This window comes from Methylophaga sp. UBA4204 (assembly GCF_002379485.1).
In the GTDB taxonomy this organism is placed as follows: Bacteria; Pseudomonadota; Gammaproteobacteria; order Nitrosococcales; family Methylophagaceae; genus Methylophaga.
This window is the reverse complement of sequence record NZ_DFTU01000013.1, coordinates 906-6,386: the sequence shown is the minus strand read 5'-3', so window position 1 is coordinate 6,386 and position 5,481 is coordinate 906. Positions and strand designations below refer to the sequence as shown.

The window sequence follows — 5,481 nt, the reverse complement described above, 5'->3', positions numbered from 1 at the left end:
CTGGTGACATCATCAACCACAATCTGAGGCAGTTCATTGGCAATATACCGATTAACTAATGCCCCACTTGCACCCGCCAAACGTGCCTGCTCTATAAAATCATGGCCATCCATATTCTCGCCGGACAGCGCGACAAACAAATCACCATTTTCAATCTGACGGCTATCAATCTTGCTGCCTGTCATCACGGCATCTTCGCCGTGTAACTCGGCGTTCAGTTGCTCAGCAATTTTGCTCAGGTGAATAGTGGTCATAAAGTTACCCTTGTTGCTGAGTGACGTTTGTGTATGGCCTGCATCGCTATCTCGTTATCATTAAAAGGTGTTTTTACGCCAGCGACTTCCTGAAATTGTTCATGGCCTTTTCCGGCTATAAGGACCATGTCATCAAGAGCAGAATCGATAATGGCGTATTCGATCGCTAGCTTTCTATCAGCTTCAATATGAATATCTGCTTGTTTGTGGCAACCAGCCAGGATCTGCTCGATGATTTTCATACTTTCCTCACCACGCGGGTTGTCATCAGTAACGACCAGTTTGTCGGCTAACTCACTGACGATTTTCCCCATCAAAGGCCGTTTGCCTTTGTCGCGTTCACCGCCACAACCAAATACACACCAGAGTTTCGAACGACTTTCCATATGTTGACGCATACCCAGCAGAGCTTTTTCCAATGCATCTGGAGTATGGGCAAAATCAATCACAACTGATGGTTGCAGACTGCTCGCCAACAGTTGCATGCGTCCATTTACACTGGTTAATTGATTTAATCCGTCGGCAATTTCATCCGTTGACCAACCAACTAACGCAAGTACACCGGCGGTTGCCAATAGATTTTCGACATTGAATCTGCCGAGTAAACGGGTTTGAATGGCCACTGTTTGCTGCGCATTATGTAAATTGAATTGCAAGCCATTAGTTGTCGCCTGAATATCACTGGCAAACACATTTGCTTTGGAATTACTGCAGCTATACTCCACACTGTTAATCTGATTTTTTTTAAGTAAAGACAATATCTGCTGACCAAAGTCATCGTCAGCATTGACTACTGCAGCCTCTGGCGATGCAAAATCAAATAAACGTTGTTTTGCCGCCGCGTACTCCAACATACTCTGGTGATAATCAAGATGATCCCGACTTAAATTGGTCAATACGGCATAGTTAATATCAACAAAATTCAGCCGTCCCTGTTCCAAAGCATGTGAAGATGCTTCCAGAGCGACGTACTGGATTCCGTTGTCACGCATTTCTGCAAGCATTGCTTGTAAACGCACGGGGTCCGGCGTTGTCATGCCGTGATCTTTTATCTCAGTTAGTCTTCCACTGCCCAATGTTCCTATAACACCACAAGGTTGACCGGCGTTTTCCAGTGCCTGAGCGATAAACTGGGTGACAGAAGTTTTACCATTGGTACCGGTGACCGCTATGACCGTCATTGTTGCCGAAGGATATTGATAGAATGCCGCAGCCAGGCGAGCGGTTTGCTCCTTCAAATCATTAACAGCAACCATTTCAATTTGCCGTTGTTGCAGATGTTTTCTCAGCTCTGGTTTCAAAGGTGCTTCTGCTGAATAGCAAACAGCTGCAATTTCGGCTTTAGCTGCCTGCTTAATATGTTGGTCTCGGATTTCCAGATCTGTAGCTAAGGCAAAAAACAAATCTCCTGATTTGAGCCGACGGCTATCCAGACTCAGACCGCTAACCACTGTTGTCGACACCGTGTCACTATCAACCAGTTGCATTAAATCAATAAGACGCATTTGATAGTTCATTGATGCGCCACCTGTAATTGCGTTTGGGGAAGTGCATCAGGCGCAATATTCAGTAAACGCATGGCACCCACCATAACATCAGCAAATACTGGTGCGGCTACTGCACCACCGTAATACTCTTCGCCTGTTGGTTCATCAATCACCACCACCATTGCCAAGCGGGGATTTTTGGCCGGTATCAAACCAGCAAACAGCGATTGATACTCACTCTCGGTATACCCTCCCGCCATAGCTTTTTTAACCGTGCCGGTTTTTGCGGCTACACTGTAATTTGGTACCGCCGCCCGTTGGGCAGTCCCACCTGGAAGCACAACCAATTCCATCAAACCGCGTACGGTTTCCATTAAATCTTTGGAAAAAACTCGACGTCCCTTGGGTGTTTTATCCTGTTTGATAAACGTGACATTGCGCATAATGCCGCCATTACCAATGATGGTATAAGCTCTGGCGAGTTGTAACGTATTTGTTGCCAATCCATAACCGTAAGCCAGCGTGGCCCGATCCAAGGTTCGCCATGTCCGCGGATCAGGTAAAGTTCCCATGGCTTCCCCCGGGAAATAGGCGCCACTTTCAGCGCCCATGCCAAAACTGGCAAAATCCTGCCACAATTCCATTGGTTCAAGTTCCAACGCAATTTTGCTGGCCGCAACATTACTCGACTTTTGAATTGATGTGGCCAAATTAATGATGCCGTAATCGCGGAAATCACGGATAGTATGCCCACTGACCCGCATCGTACCTGGATGTGTATTGATCATCGTGTTGAGATCAAATTTGCCTGATTTCAAACCACTGGCAACGGTAAAAGGTTTTACTGTTGAACCTGGTTCAAACAGATCGGTCACAGCACGATTACGTAAGTCAGCCGACTGCACACCATAACGATTATTTGGATTAAAAGCTGGTTGATTAACCATCGCTAAGACTTCACCAGTCTGAACATCCAGAATCACCGCAGAGCCTGATTTCGCACCATGCTTATCAACCGCGTTTTTAAGCGCGTTATAACTCAGATACTGCAAACGCAAATCGATACTTAACTGGATGTTTTCACCAGCTTTTGCCGGGCGAATAGGATCGCCACCACCAACAAAATTACCTTTACTGTCTCGCACCATGCGACGCAGTCCAGGTACACCGGTCAGTAATGGCTCGTAGGTAAGTTCCAGTCCTTCCTGACCAACATCATCAATATTGGTAAAGCCCACCACATGGGCTGTTACTTCACCTGTTGGATAATAGCGTTTGTATTCGCGTTGCAACGCAACGCCACCAATTTTTAATTGTTTTACCTGATCCGAGATTTCCGGCTTGACCCGACGTTTTAAATAAAGAAATTCACGTTCAGGGTTCTGATAAATCCGTTGACGAATATTATTGGCATCAATGCCCAGAATAGAAGCTAATTTGGTCAGCTTTGGATCTTCTGCATCTGTTACCTGAGGGTTTAACCAAACAGAATGGACTGGGGTACTTATCGCCAAAGGTTCGCCATGACGATCCAGAATCATTCCCCGATGGGCCACAATTGGAACATTACGCAGATGGCGGGCATCGCCCTGATTACGCAGAAAATCAGGATTCAATACCTGAATATCCACCAGTCGCCATAACAGACCCAGACCAATCAGGATAAAGGACAGTCTGACCAGATTCAGCCGCCAGCTGCCGGTTTGCTGATATCCGTTTTGCTTGCGCCGACTCATGGTTTGACCACCACGGTTTGTTCATTACTGGGTACCTGCATATTCAGGCGGGTACGGGACTGCTGTTCAACTCTGGCTGGACTGGCCCATGTGCTCTGTTCCAGTAACAATTTGCCCCACTCTTCATTCAATTGATCACGTCTGTTTTCCAATTGCTGCAACGCGACAAATTCGCTACGACCCGCATGCTTGGTATAGATCACTGCAACTGATGAGACCAGCACCAATAAAGTCATGACTAGCACAGGCAAATCAATACGGATATGTTCGAAAAACGTAGGCCAGATCATGCAAGTTTCTCCGCCACACGTAAGACCGCACTGCGAGAGCGAACATTCACCGATAACTCAGCTTCATCCGCTTTGATGGCCTTGCCGATAATTCTAAGACGAGGATTTAATTGGTCTGCTGTCACCGGAAAATGCGCGGGCAAATCATCACCTTTCGCCTGGTCGCGGAAAAAACGTTTGACGATGCGATCTTCCAGCGAATGAAAACTGATAACGACCAATCTACCGCCCACAGCCAGGATCTCTAAAGCCTGTTCCAGTGCACTGGTTAATTCTTCCAGTTCACTATTGATGAAAATACGAATGGCCTGGAAAGTACGCGTCGCCGGATGTTTGAATTTATCGCGGGTTGGACTCGCTTTATCCACCAAATCAGCCAACTGTTTTGTTGTGGTGATAGGGGTATGTTCACGTGTTTCCACAATGGCGGAAGCAATACGTTTACCGTAACGTTCTTCACCCAGCGTTTTAATCACAGTAGCAATTTCGCTCATTTCAGCACTGGCAAGCCATTCGGCCGCACTCATGCCGGATGTCGGATCCATCCGCATATCCAATGGGCCATCATGTTGAAAACTGAATCCACGTTCAGCCTCATCAAGTTGTGGTGAAGACACACCGATATCCATCAAAATACCGTTTACCTTCCCTTGCCAGAGCCGGGAATGGATAACCGTTGAAAGTTCAGAGAAAGCACAATGTTCAATCGCAAAGCGCGTATCCATTTTCGCCAATGCCTGACCTGCTTCCACTGCAGTTGGATCACGATCCAATCCTAATAAACGACCGTTTGCTGAAAGTTGTTGGAGAATGGCACGAGAGTGACCACCACGACCAAAAGTCGCATCCACATAGATACCGTCAGGCTGAATAAACAGTCCCTCGACGGTCTCTTTCAAAAGGACCGGTTGATGTGTTGGGAGTTGGTTTGTCATGACTCCGCCCTATATCGACAGCGTTTCGAGTTCGGCTGGCAGTATTGCGTCAAAGTCTTCCTGAAGACATGCGTCCATCAATGTATTCCAGCTTTGTTCATCCCACAGCTCAAACTTGTTTCCCTGACCAATCATCACGATATTTTTATCTAAACCTGCGAATTCACGTAGTTTTGCCGGCAACAAGATGCGACCGTTGCTATCCATTTCACACTCGGTGGCATAGCCGAGCAGCATGCGTTTGAGGCGACGAACCTGAGGATTCAAACTTGGTAGCGCAGATAGTTTTTGTTCAACCGTTTCCCATTCTGGCAGTGGATAAACCTGTAGACAGTGGTCTGAGTGATCGATGGTGATCACCAAACGGCCCTCGCAGCAGACATCAAGATGCTTACGGAACTTGGCTGGAATGGCCATCCGTCCTTTTGCATCCAGATTGAAAGTTGCTACGCCTCGAAACACTGTTAGTCCTCAAATTGAAGGATCCACAAAGATCCACTTTTCCCCACTTTCCGACACTATAGGAGTGCAACATAACGAAGTCAAGCATCAAAATTAAGAAAATCCTCTTTTTACGACAAGGACTTAGCGCAATTTCATGAAAGTGGGGAGAAAGTGGATCAAGGTGAAAACGAGGACTTATTTCTTATCAAAAAACTGGCATCGGAAGTTAAAGTAGATTCTAGAATAAAGGCAGAATTTGACTCGCAGAAAAAATATTTTCAGATGGGTGAAACAGAAAAAGTTTGAGATGGCCGATAAGCCGGGTTCTGTCGTGG

Annotated in this window: 6 protein-coding genes and 1 other RNA gene (1 of these 7 cut by a window edge); all 7 read right to left on the bottom strand. The window is 46.5% G+C overall.

All coding sequences use genetic code 11. The features are described from left to right. The coding region (locus B3182_RS01870) for a Mur ligase domain-containing protein (RefSeq protein WP_292751318.1) at positions 1–254 on the bottom strand (254 nt) is incomplete at its 3' end. Beyond that, positions 251–1,771 (bottom strand): UDP-N-acetylmuramoyl-L-alanyl-D-glutamate--2,6-diaminopimelate ligase, encoded by a 1,521-nt coding sequence (locus tag B3182_RS01865; protein ID WP_292751315.1) that lies wholly within the window; start codon positions 1,769–1,771, stop codon positions 251–253. The genes B3182_RS01865 and B3182_RS01870, both read right to left, overlap by 4 nt. Then, on the bottom strand, positions 1,768–3,477 hold the full coding sequence (locus tag B3182_RS01860; protein WP_292357830.1) for a peptidoglycan D,D-transpeptidase FtsI family protein: 1,710 nt from the start codon (positions 3,475–3,477) through the stop codon (positions 1,768–1,770). The genes B3182_RS01865 and B3182_RS01860 overlap by 4 nt, the downstream gene beginning before the upstream one ends. Beyond that, positions 3,474–3,767 carry a cell division protein FtsL gene (gene ftsL, locus B3182_RS01855; protein WP_292357828.1) on the bottom strand — a complete coding sequence of 98 codons (294 nt, stop codon included), beginning with the start codon at positions 3,765–3,767 and terminating at the stop codon, positions 3,474–3,476. The genes B3182_RS01860 and ftsL overlap by 4 nt, the downstream gene beginning before the upstream one ends. Next, a complete protein-coding gene (rsmH, locus tag B3182_RS01850) occupies positions 3,764–4,702 on the bottom strand; it encodes a 16S rRNA (cytosine(1402)-N(4))-methyltransferase RsmH (protein WP_292357827.1) in 939 nt (312 codons plus the stop codon). The genes ftsL and rsmH overlap by 4 nt, the downstream gene beginning before the upstream one ends. A gap of 9 nt (positions 4,703–4,711) precedes the next feature. Beyond that, positions 4,712–5,164, bottom strand: a complete 453-nt coding sequence (mraZ, locus tag B3182_RS01845; protein WP_292357825.1) for a division/cell wall cluster transcriptional repressor MraZ — start codon at positions 5,162–5,164, stop codon at positions 4,712–4,714. Between the two features lie 281 nt (positions 5,165–5,445). Continuing rightward, an RNA gene (rnpB, locus tag B3182_RS01840) (RNase P RNA component class A) lies at positions 5,446–5,481 on the bottom strand; it runs 556 nt beyond the window's last position.

What these genes read in the sequence shown, in the direction of transcription:
- B3182_RS01865 (WP_292751315.1), bottom strand. Translation starts at nt 1,771, where the DNA reads ATGAACTATCAAATGCGTCTTATTGATTTAATGCAACTGGTTGATAGT.
- B3182_RS01860 (WP_292357830.1), bottom strand. Translation starts at nt 3,477, where the DNA reads ATGAGTCGGCGCAAGCAAAACGGATATCAGCAAACCGGCAGCTGGCGG.
- ftsL (WP_292357828.1), bottom strand. Translation starts at nt 3,767, where the DNA reads ATGATCTGGCCTACGTTTTTCGAACATATCCGTATTGATTTGCCTGTG.
- rsmH (WP_292357827.1), bottom strand. Translation starts at nt 4,702, where the DNA reads ATGACAAACCAACTCCCAACACATCAACCGGTCCTTTTGAAAGAGACC.